General features: G+C 71.3%; 13 protein-coding genes. 9 read left to right on the plus strand and 4 right to left on the minus strand.

Annotation, left to right across the window (positions count from 1 at the left end):
• Position 1: 1 nt before the first annotated feature.
• Genes rfbH through ACIBEF_RS11195 form a run of 3 tightly spaced genes read right to left on the minus strand, consistent with a single transcriptional unit; the run spans position 2 to position 3221 of the window.
• Complete coding sequence (rfbH, locus tag ACIBEF_RS11185) at positions 2-1312, minus strand: lipopolysaccharide biosynthesis protein RfbH (RefSeq protein WP_396793160.1); 1311 nt, start codon at positions 1310-1312, stop codon at positions 2-4.
• Positions 1309-2238 (minus strand): NAD-dependent epimerase/dehydratase family protein, encoded by a 930-nt coding sequence (locus tag ACIBEF_RS11190; protein ID WP_396793162.1) that lies wholly within the window; start codon positions 2236-2238, stop codon positions 1309-1311. Before ACIBEF_RS11190 ends, rfbH begins: the two co-directional genes overlap by 4 nt.
• Positions 2235-3221, minus strand: a complete 987-nt coding sequence (locus tag ACIBEF_RS11195) for a Gfo/Idh/MocA family protein (RefSeq protein WP_396793164.1) — start codon at positions 3219-3221, stop codon at positions 2235-2237. The genes ACIBEF_RS11190 and ACIBEF_RS11195 overlap by 4 nt, the downstream gene beginning before the upstream one ends.
• A gap of 312 nt (positions 3222-3533) precedes the next feature.
• Here ACIBEF_RS11195 and ACIBEF_RS11200 point away from each other — a divergent pair, with 312 nt between their 5' ends.
• Together ACIBEF_RS11200 and ACIBEF_RS11205 are read left to right on the plus strand one after the other, a co-directional pair.
• Positions 3534-5135, plus strand: coding sequence for an FAD-binding oxidoreductase (locus ACIBEF_RS11200; RefSeq protein ID WP_396793166.1), 1602 nt, complete (start codon positions 3534-3536; stop codon positions 5133-5135).
• A gap of 204 nt (positions 5136-5339) precedes the next feature.
• On the plus strand, positions 5340-7409 hold the full coding sequence (locus tag ACIBEF_RS11205) for a KedN5 family methylcobalamin-dependent radical SAM C-methyltransferase (RefSeq protein WP_396793168.1): 2070 nt from the start codon (positions 5340-5342) through the stop codon (positions 7407-7409).
• A 231-nt stretch (positions 7410-7640) separates the two neighbouring features.
• Here ACIBEF_RS11205 and ACIBEF_RS11210 read toward each other — a convergent pair whose 3' ends face one another.
• Positions 7641-9182: a 4-hydroxyphenylacetate 3-hydroxylase family protein gene (locus ACIBEF_RS11210; protein ID WP_396793169.1), complete on the minus strand. Its 1542-nt coding sequence runs from the start codon at positions 9180-9182 to the stop codon at positions 7641-7643.
• A gap of 174 nt (positions 9183-9356) precedes the next feature.
• On the opposite strand from ACIBEF_RS11210, the gene ACIBEF_RS11215 reads away from it, so the two are divergent.
• The 7 genes from ACIBEF_RS11215 to ACIBEF_RS11245 all read left to right on the plus strand — a co-directional run bounded on the left by ACIBEF_RS11215 (position 9357) and on the right by ACIBEF_RS11245 (position 18607).
• Positions 9357-10358 (plus strand): methyltransferase, encoded by a 1002-nt coding sequence (locus ACIBEF_RS11215; protein WP_396793171.1) that lies wholly within the window; start codon positions 9357-9359, stop codon positions 10356-10358.
• A gap of 52 nt (positions 10359-10410) precedes the next feature.
• On the plus strand, positions 10411-13659 hold the full coding sequence (locus ACIBEF_RS11220) for a BTAD domain-containing putative transcriptional regulator (protein WP_396793173.1): 3249 nt from the start codon (positions 10411-10413) through the stop codon (positions 13657-13659).
• 92 nt (positions 13660-13751) lie between these two features.
• Entirely contained in the window at positions 13752-14000 is a 249-nt protein-coding gene (locus ACIBEF_RS11225; protein ID WP_396793175.1) for a phosphopantetheine-binding protein, read from the plus strand.
• 40 nt (positions 14001-14040) lie between these two features.
• Entirely contained in the window at positions 14041-15420 is a 1380-nt protein-coding gene (locus ACIBEF_RS11230; protein WP_396793177.1) for a condensation domain-containing protein, read from the plus strand.
• Positions 15417-16682 (plus strand): GNAT family N-acetyltransferase, encoded by a 1266-nt coding sequence (locus ACIBEF_RS11235; protein ID WP_387350500.1) that lies wholly within the window; start codon positions 15417-15419, stop codon positions 16680-16682. Before ACIBEF_RS11230 ends, ACIBEF_RS11235 begins: the two co-directional genes overlap by 4 nt.
• Positions 16683-16692: 10 nt before the next feature.
• The gene (locus ACIBEF_RS11240; RefSeq protein ID WP_396793179.1) at positions 16693-17325 is read left to right on the plus strand and encodes a dTDP-4-dehydrorhamnose 3,5-epimerase family protein; all 633 of its coding nucleotides are present in this window, start codon (positions 16693-16695) and stop codon (positions 17323-17325) included.
• A gap of 34 nt (positions 17326-17359) precedes the next feature.
• Complete coding sequence (locus ACIBEF_RS11245; RefSeq protein WP_396793181.1) at positions 17360-18607, plus strand: activator-dependent family glycosyltransferase; 1248 nt, start codon at positions 17360-17362, stop codon at positions 18605-18607.
• Positions 18608-18641 lie beyond the last annotated feature (34 nt).

Raw genomic sequence — 18641 nt, forward strand, 5'->3', positions numbered from 1 at the left:
TTCAGTGGCGTCCGGCGACGAATTCCCGGATGGTCCGCCCGACGTGGAGGATCATGTCGTCGGTGATGCCGGGATAGACGCCGATCCAGAAGGTGCCGTGCACCACCGCGTCGCTGTTGGACAGGTCACCGGCGACCCGGAACTCGACATTCCGGTAGGCCGGGTGCCGGGTCAGGTTGCCGCTGAACAGCAGCCGGGTACGGATCTGCCGCTCCTCCAGGTGTTGCTGCAGCTCACCGCGGCCAAACGGTGCGTCAGGCGTGACGGTGAGCGCGAATCCGAACCAGCTCGGATCCGAGCTCGGTGTGGGACGCGGCAGCAGCAGTCCCGGCACGCCGTCGAGCTCCTCGCGCAGCCGCTGCCAGTTCTTGCGCCGGGCCTCGCCGAACGCCTGGATCCGCTCCAGCTGGCTCAGCCCGAGCGCCGCCTGCAGGTCGGTCGCCTTCAGGTTGTAGCCGACCTGCGAGAACGTGTACTTGTGGTCGTATCCGGCCGGGAGAGTGCCGAGCTGCCAGTCGAACCGCTTCTTGCAGCGGTTGTCCTCCCCGGGCTCGCACCAGCAGTCGCGCCCCCAGTCCCGGAAGGACTCCACGAGGTGGGCCAGTTCCACGCTGTCGGTGAGCACGCAGCCGCCCTCGCCCGTGGTGATGTGGTGGGCCGGATAGAAGCTGACAGTGCTGAGGTGGCCGAACGTGCCGGTGAGCCGCCCACCGTACAGCGACCCGACCGCGTCGCAGTTGTCCTCGATGAACCACAGCCCGTGCCGCTCGGCCAGGTCGGCGATCTCGGCCGCCTCGAACGGGTTGCCGAGCGCGTGGGCGATCATGACGGCGCGGGTGCGTGGCCCGATCGCTGCGGCCACCCGCTCCGCTGTGGTGTTGTACGTGCCGAGTTCCACGTCGACGAACACCGGTATCAGGCCGTTCTGCACGATCGGGTTCACGGTGGTGGGAAAGCCCGCGGCCACCGTGATGACCTCGTCGCCGGGCCGCAGACGCCGGTCTCCCAGCTCGGACGCGCGTAGCGAGGACAGGGCGAGCAGGTTGGCCGACGATCCCGAGTTGACCAGGTGGGCCTTGCGGAGGCCGAAGTACCGCGCGAAGGAACGCTCGAAGCGCAGCGCGTGGAACCCCGCGGCGATCCGCATGTCCAACGCCGCCTCGACCAGCGCCAGCCGGTCTTCGGCTTCGAGCACCGCGCCGGACGACAGCACCGGCGTGACGCCCGGAACGAACTCCTGGTCGTCCGGTGTGCGTTCGGTGTGATAAGCCCGGACCAGGTCCAGGATCATTGCCTTGAGGTCCGGGGTCATGGTGTGCTCGCCTCCTGCGCGGGATGGCCGGGGAACGGGTGGGACCGGGCGGCCTGCCAGATCCCGAGCAGCGTCTCGGGCAGCTTCCGGCGCGCCGACCAGCCGAGCACCGTGTACGCCCGGCGGGTGTCGGCCCGCTGCCAGTCGCCGTCGGCGGAGCGCGCGCCGGTCGTCGGTGACGGCCGCAGCTCCAGTCGGTAGGGGACACCGCTGACCTCGGCGAGCGCCCGAACCAGTTCCTCTGCGGTCCGGGTGACACCCGACCCGATGTTGAACAGCCCGGGAGCGATCTGCTGTGCCGTGCCGGCGGCCAGGACGGCGTCGGCGGCGTCGCGTGCGTCCACGTAGTCGCGGTACTGCGCCAGGTCCGTCAGCTCCAGGTGTGCTGTCTTACCGGTCCGGTGCGCCGCCACCAGGCGGTTCACCGTCCGGCCCAGCACGCTGACCGGTGACATGCCGGCGCCGATGACGTTGAACAGCCGCAGCACCACCGCCTCGACGCCGTGCCGGGCAGCGAGGCGGCGTACCAGCTCGGTGCCGGCCAGCTTCGACCGCCCGTACGCGCTGCGCGGTGCGGCCGGGGAGTCCTCGGTCAGGGCTGTCGGCGGTGGCTGCGGCGCGTACTCCAGCGACGAGCCCAGATGCACCAGCCGGGCGTCGGCACCGGCCTCGGCCACGGCCCGCACCACGAGTCCGGCGAGTTCGACGTTGGCGGCGGTGAGCCGGTCGGGCTCCGGCCGCCAGATCTCACCGGCGGCGTTGACCACCACGCCGGGTCGCGTCGCGCGGATCGCCTCGGTCAGCGACCGGGTCGCGACCTCGGGCCGGCGCCCGGCCACGACCACGTCCCAGCCGGCCGAGGTCAGTCGGTCACGGACGTGCCGGCCCAGCAGACCCGTGCCGACCACCAGGGCGCGCCCGGTCACGGCTCGCCCAGGCCGGCCGCCCGGCGGATGGTGTCGACCAGCCGCGCGTGCCCCAGCATCTCGGCGTGGTGCCCGGACAGGTCGTGCTCGCCGCGCATCGCCGCCACGAAGGTGTGGACCAGAGCGGCGAACTGGTCCTCGGCGGCCAGCGTCCGCGACTCGCGGCGGTCCTGCTGGCGCAACCCGAGCACCGGGCGGTGTTCCGGCGGCGGCGTGAACGCGCGCTCCAGCCGCAGCTCACCGGTGCTGCCCCACAGCTCGTACCCGCTGCGGTAGAAGTGCTCGAAGCCGAACCCGACCTGCACCGCGACCTGGTTCGGCCCGCTCAGCAGCACGGTGCCCGCCACGTCGACGCCGGACGGTCCGGTGCGCAGGTCCGCGCCCACCACCCGCAGGTTCGGGCCGACGAAGTGACGTGCCGCGCGCAGAGGGTAGAACCCGACGTCGAGCAGCGCCCCGCCCCCCAGGTCCGGGCGGTACCGGATGTCACCGTTGTGCAGCGGCGGGATCCCGAACACGCTGCTGAAGGCGCGTAGCTCCCCGATCTCGCCGGCCTCGTACGCGCGGCGTACCGCGGCGTGCTGGCCGTGCAGGAGGAACGCGGAGTTCTCCATCAGGGTGAGGCCGCGCTCGGCCGCCTGGGCGACCAGATCGGCGGTCTGCTTCTCGGTGCCCACCATCGGCTTCTCGGCCAGCACATGCTTGCCGGCGGCCAACGCCGCGCCCGCCCACCGGTGCCTCAGGCCGATCGGCAGCGGCAGGTAGACCGCTTCCACGTCGGAACGCTCGAGTAGCTCCTCGTACCGGTTCACCGCGGCGCAGCCGAACCGGGCCGCGAAACGGTCGGTGCGTGCCGGGTCACGTCCGGCGATCGCGACGGTACGCAGACCCGGTTCGGCCGCAGCCGCAGGCAGCAGCTTGCGCCACGCGATGTCCGCGCAGCCGAGCACGCCCAGGCGAACGGGGACCGGCACGTGGTTCATCGGCGTCGCCCCAGAACGAGAGCGACCCGCAACCGCACGTACAGCATGGGAATCACCTGATCACCATCGCGGAGCACCGCCCGGGACGGCATCTCACACGTTGCGCAGCCGGGTCGTCCGTCCGCTGAGCGCAACTTGCGAGATGCCCGGGATGTCGCCGCTGCGGCACAGTGGTGCCATCGCAGGCAGCGTCGCCTGTCGATGTTCGGTCCGGGCGCCGGGCGGCACCGCAATCTGGAAGAAGATCGCGCGTGGCCAGAGCAAGCAGACTGAGCCGGATCAGTCGACTTATTCCGATGGGTAGGTGCTCACATGGTTGCATCGCGCCGGCAGTTCCTCGGCTCGGCCGCTGCTGTCTCCGGCGCTGCTGTCACCGGCTTGGTCCTGCAGCCCGGCGCTGCGCAGGCCGTCGGTCACAGCGGTGGGGCGGCCTTGCCGAATGTGGTGGTGCGTCCGGACGACCCGCGTTACCCCGAACTGCTGACGCGCGGGTTCAACGCGCGTTTCGTCTTCTCCCCGGATTCGATCGTGCTGGCCTACTCGGCCGGCCAGGTTCAGGAGGCGGTGCAGCGGGCGGTCAAGGAGGGCCGCAAGTTCACCGTCCGCAGCGGCGGGCACTGCCTCGAGGCGTTGGTCGCCGACCCGCGCTTCGACATGCTCATCGACGTGTCCCCGATGCATCAGGTTTCCTGGGACTCCAAGATGAACGCCTTCTCGGTCGGCGCGGGCAGCACGCTCGCGCAGGCGTACAAAGCGCTCTACCTGGGTTGGGGCGTGACCATCCCCGGTGGGGTGTGCCCACCGGTGGGCATTGGCGGACACACCGCCGGCGGGGGATACGGGCCGCTGTCCCGGCGGTACGGTCTCATCTCCGATCACCTGTACGCGGTCGAGGTGGTGACCGTCGACGCCAAGGGCAAGGCCCGCATCGTCGTCGCCACGCGCCGCCGCGACGACCCGAACCGCGACCTGTGGTGGGCGCACACCGGTGGTGGCGGCGGCAACTTCGGCGTCGTCACCCGGTACTGGTTCCGCGACCCGCGGGCCACCGGAAACAACCCGACCAAGGCGCTGCCGCGGCCGCCGGCCCGGCTCCTGATGACCTGGGTGACCTGGCCATGGGAGTCGCTGAGCCAGGCGGACTTCAAGCGGCTGGTGCAGAACCACGGTGCCTGGCACGCGGCCAACAGCGGGCCGGACTCGCCGTACGTCGTCATGCACAGCGCCCTGCATCTCAACATGAAGAGGGACTACGCGCTCTACCTGGAGTGCCGGATGGACGCCACGGCGCCCAATGGCCGCCAGATGGTTGAGGACTACATCGCCGCTGTCTCCGAGGGCGTGTCAGTGCAGGGCTACGTCGAGATGAACGAGGAGCTCTGGCTCGCCAACGCGTTGTTCGAGTACCCCCGTTCGCTCGGCGCCCGGACGAAGTCGGCGGGCAGCAATCTGCGCAAGCCACTCACCGACGACCAGATCGACATCGTCTACGGGGCACTGACGGACCCTGATGCCAAGAACTCCTGCCTGGTCTATCTCGGTGCCTACGGTGGGCAGGTCAACGCGGTTGCGTCGGACGCCACCGCGGTGCCCCAGCGCGACTCCATCCTGCGCTTCTGGATCGACTCCACCTGGGCCGATCCGAACGCCGACGCGGAGGCCGTGGAGTGGACCCGCCGTCTCTACCGGGACGTGCACGCCGCCACCGGCGGGGTGCCGGTCCCGAACGACCAGTACGACGGTTGCTACATCAACTACCCGAGCAAGGACACCAAGGACCCGGCGTGGAACACGTCCGGGGTGCCCTGGCACGACCTCTACTACAAGGACAGCTACCCCAAGCTTCAGCGGATCAAGAAGAAGTACGACCCGCTGAACACCTTCCAGCACGCGATGTCCATCGAGCCCGCCTGACCGGGCGGTTCGTCCAGGTCTTGCCCGCAGACCGCTGACACAGCCGGTCGCGAAGCGGCCCCACGCCCATCGACATGACGGGTGTGGGGCCGGTTGCGTACTGCCCTGACGACGGTGTGACGGAAGAGGTGGCGGTCCTTGCCGGACAGCCGGGACGACCCGAGTCCCGGCCGACCCGATCCGATCAGCAAACGGAGGACCGACATGACGAGCCCGGACGGCAATGCGAACGCCACGACCAAGGTGTTCCTGGTGCAACAGGGTGTCTGGGAGATGCCGCTGGAGTCGATGCCGCTGGCGTCGGGCTACCTGAAGTCGACGGCCCTGGCCGACGACCGGATCCGCGACGCCTGCGACATCAGCATTCACAACTTCCGAGGCGGCACCACCAACGCCACCATGGCCAACGCCCTGTTCAGCGACGGGCAGCCGGACGTTCTCGCGTTCAGCGTGCTGGGCTGGAACTACCGGTCCTTCGGATCGCTGGCCGCGACGTTCAAACAGCTCAACCCGGACGGCTGGGTCGTCTTCGGCGGCACCCACGTGGCCGAGCAGGCCGACCGGGTGTTCCGGATGTTCCCCGAGGTCGACGTCGTGGTCAACGGGGAGGGCGAGCTGACGTTCCGCGATCTGCTCAACTGCTACCTCGACGGAGTGGACAAGCACGCGCTGCACGCGGTGGCCGGTGTCTCGTTCCGCGAAACCGACGGCGCCACCTGCCACAACGTCGCCCGGGACCGGATCGAGGACCTCGAGATCATACCGTCGCCCTTCCTGACCGGGGCGCTGGAGATGACCGACGCCGACGGCAACTTCCGGTACGACGTGGCGCTGATGGAGACCAACCGGGGCTGCCCGTACAAGTGCGCGTTCTGCTACTGGGGCGGCGCCGTCGGGCAGAAGGTCCGGGCGTTCTCGCCGGAGCGGATGCGCGCCGAGCTGGAGATGTTCGGCCGGCTCAAGGTGCACACCGTGGTCGCCTGCGACGCCAACTTCGGGCTCCTGCCCGGTGACGTGGAGTTCGTCGAGACACTCATCGAGACCCGGGACCGGCTCGGCTTCCCGCGCGCGCTGGAGACGTCCTGGGCGAAGAACAAGTCGAAGACGTTCTTCCGCATCGTCAAGATGATGAAGGAGGCCGGCATGCGGAGCTCCTTCACGCTCGCGCTGCAGACGCTCAGCGACACCGCACTGGACACCATGAATCGGCGCAACATGAAGGTCAACGAATGGGAGGACCTCGCCGCCTGGCTGGACGAGGAGGGGCTCGACTGTTACGCCGAGCTGATCTGGGGCGCGCCGGGCGAGACGGTGCAGTCCTTCATGGAAGGCTACGACCGGCTGTCACGGCGGGTGTCGCGGATCGCGGTCTACCCGATCCTGCTGTTGCCCAACACCGACTACATGGAGAAGAAGGAGCAGTACGGCATCAAGGCCGTCCGCGGTGACAACGACGACTTCGAGTACGTGCTCGCCCACAACACCATGACCTTCGCCGAGAACCAACAGATGCAGCGGTTCCTCTTCATGGCGCGGGTCGTGGCGGAGAACGCGGTCCTGCGCTGGATCTGGCCGGCGCTGCGGCACCTCGCCGGCATCACCCAGTCCCAGGTGCTGCGCCACCTGGACACCTGGATCAGCACCACGGACGACCCGGCGGCCGCGCCACTGCGGGGGTACGCCGCGACCGCCGTCGGCGGAACCGGCGCGTTCGGGGCGGCGATCACCTACCTCTACACCGACCCGGACGCGGAGCGGATGCTGCACCGCTGGTGGGACGAGGCGATCCGGCCGCTGGTGCCCGCCGAGGCGGCACCCGTGCTGGACGAGGTGTTCCGCTACGACCTGCTCACCCAGCCGGTCTACCGCCCCGCCGACCACCCGGTCGGTGAGGACCTGCCGGTGGTGCTGGTCCGCGATGAGGAGTACTACCTGCGCAGCGGGGTGCAGCTCCGCTACGACGTGCCGGCCATCGTCGCGGCCATCCGGCGCGGCGAGGAGCCGGACCTGTCGCCGGTGGACTTCACTGTCGACCTGTACTACCGCACCGGCTCGGAGTCGGCGGTGACGTCGACCAACCACGAGATCGTCGTGCACTTCATGGGGATGACCGCCGAGGAGGTCCACGACAACGCGCGGGGGAGTGCCGAGGGCCTGAGCGAGGCGGAGTTCGAGGCCTCCTCGGCGTCGCGGTCCGCGGAGGCCGGCTCCCCGGCTCCGGACGGACGGACCACGCTCGGCATGCTCAAGGCGGACAAGGGCGGCTGTTGCTGAGACATGCCGCGGGCCCGGTGCCTCAGTGGGAGGCGCCGGGCCCTGGCGTGCGCGCCGGCGTGCCGGTCACGAACATACTGAGGCGTGCACGCCGGTCACGAACAGACTGAGGCGTGCACGCCGGTCACGAACAGACTGAGGCGTGCACGCCGCTCGCGAACAGACTGAGGCGTGGACGCTCGACGAGCGCCCACGCCAGCTCAGGGGTCCGCGGCGAATCGCCGCCGGCGACTACGTCGCCAGGTGCGGTGCCGTCCAGCCGTTCAGGTCGTACTCGGACAGGCACTGCTCGACCAGGGCGATCATGTCGTCGGTGACGCCGGCCTGGCTGCCGCGGCGCAGCACCTGGGCCCGGTTGTCGTCCGGGTTGCCGGCGTGGTTGCGCTCGTACAGCTCCTGACGCCCGCCGAACTCCGTGCCCACCGCGTCCCAGAGCAGCTTCATCACCTTCACCCGCTGCTCAGCGTCGGTGCCGTGCGAGCCGCGCAGGTACCGGTCCAGGTACGGGCGGATCTCCGGGTTGTGGAAGTCGGCGACACCCGAGTTCAGGTAGATCAGCCCACTGCCCGCGGTGTGCTGGACGATCTCGCGCATCTTGCCGTACGCCATCGGGGCGAGGGTCCGGTACGTCAGCGCGTACTCCTCGTTGGGCTGCACGTAGCCGTCAGCCCACGGCCGGCACCGCTCGATCATGGCGTCGGACAGCGCCCACATCAGATGCCGCCAGACCATCAGCTCGCCGATGTTGCCCTGTACCTGCCGGAACTCGTCGGTGCCGTTGATCTCCACGGCCTTCATCAGCAGGCCGCAGATGAAGTCGAACTTGACCGCCAGCCGGGTGGCGCCGTGCATGGAGAACCGCGGCATGAAGCCGGAGTCGTGGAAGAACGTGTTCGCCTTCTCCAGGTCGCCGTAGACGAAGACGTTCTCCCACGGGATCAGGGCCTGGTCGAACACGATGACCGCGTCGTTCTCGTCCATCCGGCTCGACAGGGGATAGTCGAACGGGCTGGCGGTGCGGGCCGCGGTCATCTCGTACGAGGTGCGGCAGAGCAGCTTCACCCCGGGGACGTTCATCGGCGCCATGAACACGACACCGAACTGCTTCTCCTTGATCCGGAGCCCGTGGTGGGCGATGAAGTTGTAGTTGGTCAGCGCGGACCCGGTCGCCACCACCTTCGCCCCGCTCACCACGAGGCCCGCGTCGGTCTCCCGGTCCACGTGCACGTACACGTCGGCGACCTGCTCGGGGCGCAGGTGGCGGTCCACCGGCGGGTGCACGAGCGCGTGGTTGACGTGCAGCACGCGCTCCTGGCACTCCTTGTACCAGCGCCGGGCGTTGTCGCCGAACGGGGCGTAGAAGTCGGCCTTGGCGCCCAGGGTGGCGAGGAACGACGCCTTGTAGTCGGGCGAGCGGCCGAGCCAGCCGTAGCACCGTCGCTGCCATGCCGCGATGGCGTCGCGCGAGCGGCGCAGGTCGGCCGCGTCGACCGGGGCGCGGAAGAACGGATGGGTGAAGCCACCGTTGCCGGTGTCGGTCGGGACGGTCAGGACGTCGCGGTCCGGCGACTCCCAGAGCGCGTCGTACATGTTCGCGATGGTCCGGGCATTGTTGCGAAAGGCCGGATGCTCGGTGACGTCCTTGATTCGCTCGCCGTACAGCCAGATCTCCCGACCGTCGCGCAGGCTTTCCAGATATTCGGCACCGGTAAATGGCCGTAGCCCGGACGGTTGCGCCTCCGGCGTCTCCGTCGTGGATTCTGCGCTCGGCATCGGCAATCAGCTCCTCGGCGTGGCGGTGCGGATATTCATGGAGCCTGCCAGCCGGTTCGGTGGCACGACAAGGCAATGGAAGCGGAACGGCAATTCAGGAGATGCCGCTGCTACGCAAGGAATGCGAGCGTGAGCGGGCGACGATCAGATTCTCACGACCCACGAGGGGGCACGGTGGCACGCGACGAGATGAGCGCCAGGATCTGGTCCATGGCGGGGCTCGGTACGCCGATGGCGATCCGGACGGCGGCGACGCTGCGCCTGGCCGACCACATCGACGCCGGGACCGACACCGCCGAGGCGATCGCGGGGGCCGAAGGGGTGAACGCCGACGCGCTGGAGCGGGTCATGCGGTACCTGGCCGTCCGGGGCCTGCTGACCCGGGAGAGCGGCGGGCGGTACGCACTGACCCCGCTCGGCGCCGTGCTGCGGGAGGACCACCCGTCGAAGGCCCGCGCCCGACTGGACATCGAGGGTTCCGTCGGCCGGGCCGAACTGTCGTTCGTGCAGTTGCTGCACAGCGTACGGACGGGAGAGGCCGGCTTTCCGGTCCAGTTCGGCCGTTCCTTCTGGGAGGACTGGGCCGCCGACCCGGAGCGGGCCGCGAACTTCAACCGGCTCACCAGCGACCTGGAGTCACGGTCGCCGGAGATCGTCGAAGGCATGGACTGGGGCCCGCTGGGCTGGGTCGTCGACGTCGGTGGCGGCAACGGCGCGCTGCTGATCGGGCTGCTCAACGCCTACCCGACGCTGCGTGGCACGGTGCTCGAAATGCCGGACAACTGCGAGGCCGCCCGCAAGTCGGTCGCGGAGTCGGACCTGGGGGAGCGCCTGGACGTGGTGGCCGGCAGCTTCTTCGACCCGCTGCCGGCCGGCGCCGGCGGGTACGTGCTGTCGTTCGTGCTGCACAACTGGGCCGACGACCCTGCGCGGGAGATCCTGCGCCGGTGCGCGGAGGCGGCCGGGCAGACCGGCGCGGTGCTGGTGGTCGAGCAGACCGGGCCCGGTGGGGAGGCCACCCACACGGGAATGGACCTGCGCATGCTGACGGCCTGCGGTGGTCGGGAGCGGACCGCCGCCGATTTGACCGCTCTCGCGGCATCCGTCGGGCTCCACGCTGTGGCCGTCCATCCGGCTGGCTCGTTCTCCATCGTGGAGCTGCGCGCGGCAGGCTGACCTGCCATTCCGTTGCCGGTGCACCGCCATCGGGTGGGATACCCTATGCCGCATGCGCTTCGGGATGCTCGGTCCGCTCGAGGTCTGGACCGCTGACGGCAAGCCGGTGCGCATCCCAGAGCTCAAGGTCCGCGCGCTGCTGGCCGACCTGCTGGTCCACGGCGGTCGGCCGGTGGCGGCGCACCGGCTCATCGACGACCTTTGGGGCGACCGACTGCCCGCCAACCCGGCCAGCGTGCTCCGCAGCAAGATGTCGCAGCTCAGGCGCGCACTGGACGACGCCGAGCCGGGTGCGCGCGATCTGGTCACGCATTCCCCGGCCGGGTATGCCCTCACCGCCGGCGACGACGCGGTGGACGTCGGCCTGTTCACCGAGATGGTGGGCCGAGCCCGCCGCGCCGTCCACCCCCGGGACAGGATGGCGCTGCTGACCGACGCCCTGGCGCTGTGGCGCGGCCCCGCGCTCGCCGATTTCCCGGACGAGGCGTTCGTCCGCCCGGCTGTCACGCGCTGGTCGGAGGCCCGGCTGATCGCTCAGGAGGAGTGGGCCGAGACAGCGCTCGACCTGGGTCGACACGCCGACGTGCTGGCCGATCTCGGCGACCTTGTGGAACGCCATCCGTTGCGCGAGCGTTTCCGCGCGGCGCGGATGCGGGCGCTGTACCAGTGCGGCCGGCAGGCCGAGGCGCTCGACGAGTTCCGGGTCTTCGGCGACCGCATGCGCGACGAGCTGGGGCTCGACCCGGGGCCCGAACTGGTCGCCCTGCACCGCGCCCTGCTCCGCCAGGACCCGGCGCTCACCGGCGTGGCCCCGAAGCCGGCGCCGATCGAACCCGAACGGGGGAACCTGCCGGCCCCGCTGACCGGGCTGATCGGCCGGGACGCCGCGGTCGCCGACGCGGCTCGACTGCTGGACGCCGGCCGCCTGGTCACCCTGACCGGTCCGGGCGGTGTCGGCAAGACCCGGCTGGCGGTGGCCGTCGCCGCGCGGATCGCACCCGCTGTGTCGGCCGGCGCGTGGATGGTCGAGTTCAGCACCGTGCCGCGCCCGGCCGGCGGCGGACGGACGCCATCCGCCGTGATCGACGCCGTCGCCGGCACGCTCGGGCTCCGGGACGACGGCCGCTCGGGCAGCGCCGGCGGTGTCGACCGACTGGTGGCGGCGCTGCGGGGTCGGCGTCTGCTGCTGGTGCTGGACAACTGCGAGCACGTCGTCGAAGATGTCGCGGAGCTCGGCCGCGAACTGCTGGATGCCTGCCCCGACCTGCGCATTCTTGCCACCAGCCGGGAGTCGCTCGGTGTGCCCGGCGAGGTTCTGGTGCCGGTGCCGCCCCTGGCGCCGCCGGAGGCGGGTACGACGACGGTCGCGCAACTGCGCCGGTCCAGCGCCGGGGAGCTCTTCCTGGCGCGGGCGGCCGCCTCCGAGCCCGGCTTCGCCCCCGACGACGAGAACGCGGCAGCGGTGGCCACCGTCTGCCGGCGGCTCGACGGCATACCGCTGGCCCTGGAACTGGCCGCCACCCGGGTGCGCACGATGGGGATCACCGAACTGGCCGCCCGCCTCGACGACCGGTTCCGACTGCTGGCTGCCCATCGGCGCGGCGGCCCGGCCCACCACGCCACCCTCCGCACCATGATCGACTGGAGCTGGGACCTGATCGGCGCGGACGAGCGGGCCGTGCTGCGACGGCTGTCGGTGTTCACCGACGGCTGCGCGCTGTCATCCGCCGAGGAGGTGTGCGCCGATCCGCCTGCCGCCGGGGGAGTGTCCCGTGCCGACGTGGCGTACCTGCTCGGGCGCCTGGTGGACTGCTCGCTGGTCACGCTGGTGGAGAACGCCGACGGGGTGCGGTACAGGATGCTGGAGTCGGTGGGGGCGTACTGCGCCGAGCGGCTGCGCGAGTCCGGCGAGGACGAGGCGGTGCGGCTGCGGCACGGCACCTGCCAGGCCGCCCTCGCCGAGGAGGCGGACCAGAATCTGCGCGGTCCCATCCAGCGCCGCTGGCTGCGCCGGCTGGACGCCGAACAGGCCAACCTGCGGGCGGCCCTGGCCGCGGCGATCGAGCGTGGCGACGCGGTGCTCGCCCTCCGGCTGGCCTGCGCCTGCGCCTGGTACTGGGTACTGCGCGGCCAATTGGGCGAGGGCCGCCGTGCGCTGGCGGCGGCGGCCGCGGTGCCGGGCGAGGCACCGGCCGGGCGGCGTGCCCTGGCGCTGCTCTGGGAGGCGGGCATGGCCGCGCTCGGCGGCGATGACCCACACGACCTGCTGTGCCGGGCGGAGGCCGAGGGTGAGGCCGGTGCCGACCCGCACGCCGTGGCGCGGGCCCGCTGGTTGCTCGCCTCGGCGCTGCCCGAGGATGTCACCGCCCGGCCCGGCGACGGCCGGTTGGACGGAGTGCTGTCGGACTTCCGTAGCCTCGGCGACCGCTGGGGGGCGGCGGCCGCGCTGAGTAGCCTGGCCTGGACGGCGCTGCTGCGCGGAGATGTCGCCGCGCTGCGCCGCGACGCGGAACGGAGTCTGGATGAGTTCCGTGATCTCGGCGACCACTGGGGAGTGTTGCAGGCCACCAACCCGTTGGCCGCGCTGGCCCGGATGACCGGGGACAGCAACCGCGCCGCGCGGCTGCACCGCGATGCCCTCCGCATCGCCCGCGAGCTGGGCCTGTGGCCGGAGGTGTCGTACCAGCTCAACGAACTGGGACGGATCGCGTTGGATGCCGGCGACCACGCCGCCGCCGGCGACCTGCACGCCCAGGCCCGGCACCTTGCCAAGGAACAGTCCAATCTGGCCCTGGAGCAGTTCGCCGACCTGGGGTTGGCGATCACGGCACGCCGGCAGGGCAGATGGGACGCCGCCGAGCGACTGCTGCACCCGTGGCTGGAGTGGAACAGGCAGGCCGGTTGGCATGCCGGCGTGGCCGCGGTCGGCGCGGAGCTCGGCTTCGTCGCCGAGCAGCGCGGTGCGGCCGACGACGCGCTGCACCGGCACCGGGAGGGCTTCGCCGCGGCTCGGGACAGCGGTGACCCGCGAGCGGTGGCGGTCGCCCTGGAAGGGCTCGCCGGGGCGTACCGGCTGGCCGGTGACCCGGTGCGGGCGGCCCGACTGCTGGGCGCGGCGGACGCCGCCCGCGACGCGGCGGGACTGCCGTCACCGGACGCCGACCGGCACGACTCGCGACGCGTCGCCGGGCTCCTGGCCGCCGACCTGGGGCCGGCCCAACTGGTCGCGGAGCGCGCCGCAGGGGCCGACGCGCCGCTCGACGACCTGCTGCGCGACGACCGGTCGATGGCCCGGCGCTGACGAGCCTGCGCAACGCAGGAGATGAACCTCGGGTCGAACACGTGTGATGCTTCAGCTCGCGAGACAGTGAATTCCCGGCCGAGGGGATCCGGATGTCAGAACAATCGCGCGCCGATCTAGAGAACCACGTCACAGCAATCTGGGAGGACGTTCTCGACACCGCGGCCGGTCCGCCCGACGCGACATTCTTCGAATTGAACGGGCAGTCGATAGCGGCTTTCCGCATCGTCGCGCGGATAAATGACCGGACCGGCATCGACGTGCCCGTCGAGGAATTGTTCAAGGATCCGACGCGAGCCGCCTTCGCCCGGGCGGTTCTCGCGCGTGCGGAACGGCGCTGACCCGAGCGGGCTCGACCACGTGGAAAGGCACGGTGGAATGGTGTACGCAGAGAACCGCTTCCCGTTCTCCATCGAGCAGGAGTTCCTGCGCGGGCAGCATCAGGAGGACGGCTCCACGGCGGGGTTCGGCCCGCGCCCCATCTCCAGCGGTGGCTGGCGGCTCACCGGGCCGGTCGACGTCGACCTGCTGCGCGGGGCTCTGGACGACGTCATCGCCCGGCACGAACCACTGCGGACCATGGTGATCAGGGGCGCCGACGGCTGGGAACAGGAGGTGCGGGACCCGTGCCCGGCCCGGCTGCAGGTGCATGACCTGGGCGACGACCCGGACGGCCGGGGCGTACGGGCCGAGCGGTTCCTCGACGAGGCCGAGTCCGGTCACTTCGACGCGGACGAGCTTCCCCTGCTCTGGGCGTACCTGGGCCGTTTCGACGACCGGGACGCGGTGCTGGTGCTGGTCGCGTACCTCCCGCTGATCGATGTGTGGTCACTGGGCATCGTCATGGACGACCTGGCCGCGTGTTACGCCGCCCGCCTGGCCGGCGGCAAGCCCGACCTGCCGGACCCGCCGCGGTATCGCGACTACGTGCGACGCACCGAGGGAGATGCCGCTGCCGGCGGCTCCGACCGGTCCTTCGAGTACTGGCGTGAGCGGCTGGCCGGAGCGCGCCCCGTCGTCATCGCCGCGGACCGGCCGGCGAACCCCGACCATCCGGGCGTCACCCGCGTCGACCGTTTCCAGATCGACGCCCGGCTCGGCTCGGCCGCCCTGCGCCTGGGCCGTGCGACGGGAAGCTCACCGTTCATGGTGATCTTCGCGGCGCAGCTCATCCATCTCCAGCGGATGACCGGTATCTCGGACGGGGTGGTGTGGACGCTCACCCCCGGGCCCGGCCGCCGGCACGAGTGGGCCGAGGCCACGGTCGGCTACTTCGTCAACATGTCACCGCTGCGAACCGACATCTCGGGCTGTGTCACCTACCGCGACGTCCTCGCCCGGGTACGCGCCACCTGCCTGGAGGCGTTCCCGCACGAGGTGCCGTTCGTCGGGCTGGCGCAGCGGGCCCCGGACGTCATCGCGGGGCTGGAACAGGGCGGCATGGTCGTGCCGGGCTTCGCGGTGTTCCAGAACCCCGCGGCGTCGAAGACCCGGTCCGCCGGTGCGGTCGAGTACGCGCCGGTGCGCCGGCGGTTGTCCCAGGCACAGGGCCCGGGCATCCCCGACGACGCGATCCTGTGGACCATCGACATCGACCCGGACGGTGAGATCTTCTGCGCCGTCAGCTCGAGCACGGACCGGTTCGAGCAGGCCACCGTGGACCGCATGCTGGCCGAGTTCCGCGACCTGTTCGGCAGGGTCCTGGCCGACCCGGACGCGCCGCTGGCCGGCGCCCGTACCCACGAAGGGGCGCACTCGTGAGCACGCTGCCTCCCGGCTATCAGCTGGTCACCGACCTCCCGGACGACCGGTACGGGGAATGGCTGGACTGCTGGCTCGGTGCCTTCGGCAACCCGGTCAGCGCCGATCCCGAAATCCTCGACTTCTACCGGCGCACGCACCCGCCGGATCGGGCCGTGGCGGTCGCCGACGACGAACGGTACGTCGCCACCAACACCGCGCTCGACCGTGACCTTGTGCTCCCCGGCGGCAACACGGTGCCGGCCGCCGCGTGCACCGGTGGTTCCGCGCACCCGGTGGTGGCCCGGCGCGGGTTGCTGCGCGCCACGGTCGCGCACCTGAACCGGCGGGCCGTCGACGAGGGCAAGGCGATCGTCGTCGGGGGCGCGTCCGAGTGGCCGATCTACGGCCGGTTCGGTTCCGGCCCGGCGACCTGGTCCGACGCGGTCGAGTTCGACGTCCGGGCGGTCGGCCTGCGCGACGACGTGCCGGGCCGCGACCTGCGTCCGCGTCGGATCGACGGTACGCAGGCCCGGGACCTCGGGTACAAGCTGTACTCCCAGCAGGCGGCGCAGACGCCCGGGGAGGTGCTCACCCCCTCATGCTACTGGGACCGGCTTGCCGGCGACCCCGCGTCCGGCGCGCTGGAGGAGGCTCTCGCCCTGGGCGCCCCGGGGTACGGGCCCCGGCACTGCGCCGCGATCGACGACCGTGGGCTGGTGACATACCGGATCATGCCGGACTGGACGGCGGAGTCCGCGCCGCAGAGCAAGCTGCACGTCATCGACTTCCTCGCGGCCGACCAGGAGGCGGAGGGCGCGCTCTGGCGGCACCTGTTCTCCGTCGACCTGGTCCGCGAGATCGACGTGTGGCGGATGCCGGTGGACAGCCCGCTGCGCTGGTGGGTCGACGACGCGCGACGGATGCGTGTCCGCCGCCAGGACGCCCTCTGGATCCGCCCGCTGGATGTGCCACGGCTCCTGCGCACCCGCGGCTGGGCCTGCGACGGCGTCCTCACGCTCACGGTGCACGACCCGGAGGGCCTGGCGGCCGGCACGTTCCGGCTGGAGGTGACCGACGGGCACGCCACGTGCGAGCCGGTCACCGCCGCGGCCGACCTGGAGATGGGCGTCGGCGCGCTGGCCGTCATCCTGCTCGGTGGCACCCCGGCGGCCGCGCTCACCCGGGCCGGCCGGATCAGCGCCCCGGACGCGCGCAAGGTGCGACTGTGGGACGCCATGGCGGTGCCGGAGCGCAGCCCGTACATCAGCTACTGGTTCTGACGGGGTCACCGTGACAGTGAGCCCGCTCGCCGTGACCGGGGCCCTGCACTTCACCGCGCCGGTGTTCCCCGACGACCGGGGTTTCTTCGGCACCCCGTTGCAGGCTGGCCTGTTCGCCGAGACCACCGGCCGTCCGCTGTTCCCACTCGCGCAGGCCAGCTACAGCCGGTCCCGGCGGGGGGTGGTTCGGGGGGTGCACTACACAGCGGCACCCCCCGGCGCCGAGAAGTACGTCTACTGCGCGCACGGCGCCCTGCTCGACATCGTGGTGGACATCCGGGTGGGGTCGCCCACGTACGGCCAGTGGGACGCGGTGCGGCTCACCGGCGACCGGATGGACGCCCTGTACCTGCCGGTCGGCGTCGGCCACGCCTTCGTCGCGCTGACCGACGACGCGGTCATGCAGTACCTGCTCTCGCGGGAGTACGAGCCCGCTGACGAGCGCGCCGTCGCCGTCCTCGATCCACGGCTGGGTCTGCCGGTGGGAAACCCCGCCGGGAACGATCTGTCCGAGCGCGACCGGGCCGCGCCGACCCTGGAGCAGGCGCGGGAGGCGGGGTTGCTGCCGGACTACGCCCGCTGCCTGGCGATCGAGGTGCGCAATCTGCGAGATGCCCCGGCCAGGGCGGCTGGTGGACGGTAGGCGGGCACACGACGACCCGACCGAAAGGGCACCGATGCGCGTTCTGTTCGCCACCTATGCGGAAACCACCCATTACTACAACATGGTCCCGCTGGCCTGGGCCCTGCGCACCGCCGGCCACGAGGTCCGGGTCGCCACCCAACCGGCCCTCATGGACGCGGTCGTGCAGTCCGGCCTGACCGCCGTGCAGGTCGGGGAGGACCACGACTTCATGTCGGTCATCGCGGCCAAGGCCGACGACCCGACCTGGGGCGAGCGGATCACCACGGCGCTGCGGACCGGCGGCGCCGACATGGACTATCCAGCCCTGCTGGCGTTCTTCGACGAGGCCGTGGAGACCTCGGCCAAGGTGTTCAACGACCCGATGGTCGACGCCCTCGTGGCGTACGCGCGGGAGTGGCAGCCGGACCTGATCATCTGGGAGAACTTCACCCTCGCCGGTGCCATCGCGGCCCGGGTCACCGGCGCCGCGCACGCCCGCCTGCTCTGGGGGGCCGACGCGCAGACCCGCATCTACAACCGGTTCCAGGCGTTGCTCGCCGAGCAGCCCGAGGATCAGCGGCGCGACCCGATGCAGGACTGGGCCGCCGCGCACCTGGAGCGGTTCGGTGTCACCTACGACGCCGACGTGCTGACCGGGCAGTACACCCTGGACCAGGCGCCGGAGAGCATGCGGCTGGACGTCGGGCTGCGGACCGTGCCGTTCCGGTATGTGCCGTACAACGGTCCGGCTCGGGTCCCCGGCTGGCTGCGCGAGCACCCGGAGCGCCCGAGGATCTGCGTGACCGCCGGCATCTCGATGCGTTACATGCTGGGCTACGACCCGATCCCGGTCTCGACGCTCAAGCTCTTCGCCGACGCCGACGTCGAGGTGGTCGCGACGCTGGCCGTCGACGAGAGCGAACTGGCCGACGTGCCGCCCAACGTCCGGGTGGTGAACTTCGTGCCGATGCACGCGCTGCTGCCCAGCTGCTCGGCCGTCGTGCACATCGGCAGCGCCGGCGTGGTGTCGACCGCGATGGCGTACGGCGTGCCGCAGCTGACTCTCGTCCCCGACCTGTGGGACGCCGTCGTGCGCGCCGACATGTTGCGCGAGCAGGGCGCCGGCCTGGATCTGACGCTCGACCGGGCGACGCCCGAGGCGATCCGCGACAACGTCCTGCGGCTGGTGCACGAGCCGGAGTTCCGGGCGGCCGCGGACCGGATCCGGGGCGAGATGCTCGCCGAGCCGGCACCGAGCGAGATCGTGCCGGTTCTCGAGAAGATCGCCGCCCAGCGGTGACCCGGGGGTTCCGGCCGGCGCACGTCCGGCCGGA

Source organism: Micromonospora sp. NPDC050795 (assembly GCF_044456785.1).
Taxonomy (GTDB): domain Bacteria; phylum Actinomycetota; class Actinomycetes; order Mycobacteriales; family Micromonosporaceae; genus Micromonospora.